This window comes from Mesorhizobium sp. P2_C7 (assembly GCF_056404515.1).
This window is the reverse complement of sequence record NZ_JBFUDW010000043.1, coordinates 1-1,407: the sequence shown is the minus strand read 5'-3', so window position 1 is coordinate 1,407 and position 1,407 is coordinate 1. Positions and strand designations below refer to the sequence as shown.

At 63.1% G+C, this 1,407-nt stretch carries 1 protein-coding gene; it reads right to left on the bottom strand.

Annotation, left to right across the window (positions count from 1 at the left end):
• Positions 1 to 284: 284 nt before the first annotated feature.
• On the bottom strand, positions 285 to 1,313 hold the full coding sequence (locus AC1D2G_RS34390; protein WP_477419641.1) for an IS110 family RNA-guided transposase: 1,029 nt from the start codon (positions 1,311 to 1,313) through the stop codon (positions 285 to 287).
• Positions 1,314 to 1,407: the final 94 nt, after the last annotated feature.

Below are 1,407 nucleotides of genomic sequence, written 5' to 3'. Positions count from 1 at the left end.
TCTGTGGATGGCTCCCGCGATGCAAGGGGTGATTTGACGTTTCTGACGATTGGGTCAGGTGCGGTCTTCTGTCCGGCCTGTTGATGCAGTCGTTCATGTTGACCGCTGGCCTTGATGGTATCCGCGAGTCAGGTCCCACTCTGCTTTGCGGGCAATGATGCCCACGACATTCGCACGGGTTATCCCAGCTCCCGGTATGACCGGTTCGCCATCACATCTCATCGCCCTTGCAACTGGTGAACTTCTTTTTCCTTCGCGTCTTGTTTGATTGCCACCGAACCAGATCAGGCTGCGGCACTGATCGGCGCCCGGTAGGTTCCTCCGCGCGTCATGATCGCCCAGGCCACGCGCGCCGTCCGGTTGGCGGCAGCCACCGTCACGACTCGGGCGGGCCGGCGCTTGAGCATCGCGACCATGCGCGGATCGACCGAGTCAGGCCTTGTCCTTGCCCGCCGAACGAGCGAGGTCATGCCGACCACCAGCAGCCGGCGCAGATAGCGATCGCCCATGCGCGAGATCTTGCCCAATCGTTCCTTGCCTCCGCTGCAGTTGGCAAGCGGCGTCAGGCCCAGCGAAGCGGCGAATTGTCGGCCCGAGCGGAAGCGCTCTGGTTCAATCACCGAGGCAGCCAGCGCAGTGGCCGAGATGACCCCAATACCGGGGATCGTCGCAAGCCGTTGCGACAACTCGTTTGAGCGATGCCAGGCGAGGAGCTCCTTCTCGATTGCTGTCAGCCGGTCCTGCAGGTCTCCGATCTGGCGCGTCAGGCCAACGACGATGCGCTGCGCCAGGGACGGTACTTCGGGCACTTCGCCGGCTGCTAGCCGCGCGGCAAGCGCAAGCGCGTGGTGCAGCCCGCGCGCCATCTCGATCCCGAATTCGGCGAGCAGCCCGCGCACCATGTTCACCAGCTGCGTGCGCTGCTTGACCAGAAGATCGCGCGTCCGGTGCAGCGCCAGAGCCGCCTGCTGCTCGGCCGACTTTACCGGCACAAACCGCATCGTTGGTCGCGTCACCGCCTCGCAGATCGCTTCCGCGTCACCCGCATCGGTCTTGCCGCGCTTTACATAAGGCTTGACGTAAGCCGGCGGCATTAGCCGCACCTCATGGCCAAGCCGGATCAGCTCGCGCGCCCAGTAATGCGATGTCCCGCATGCCTCCATGCCGATCAGACAGGGCGACAGCTTCGCGAAGAAGGGCAGTACCTGCCGGCGGCGCAGCGGCTTGCGGACGACAACATCGCCCACCGCATCAATACAGTGAACCTGAAAAACGCTTTTGGCCAAATCCAGGCCGATCGTGATAATATCCATGACGGGTGGCTCCCTTGGCTCGTGGTCGCTTTGACAGCATCCACACTTTGGCACTCAGATGCCGGGAGCGGGAGCCATCCACATCATCTGCTTT

Excerpts from the sequence above, each read along its gene's own strand:
- AC1D2G_RS34390 (WP_477419641.1), bottom strand. The coding sequence starts at position 1,313 with ATGGATATTATCACGATCGGCCTGGATTTGGCCAAAAGCGTTTTTCAG.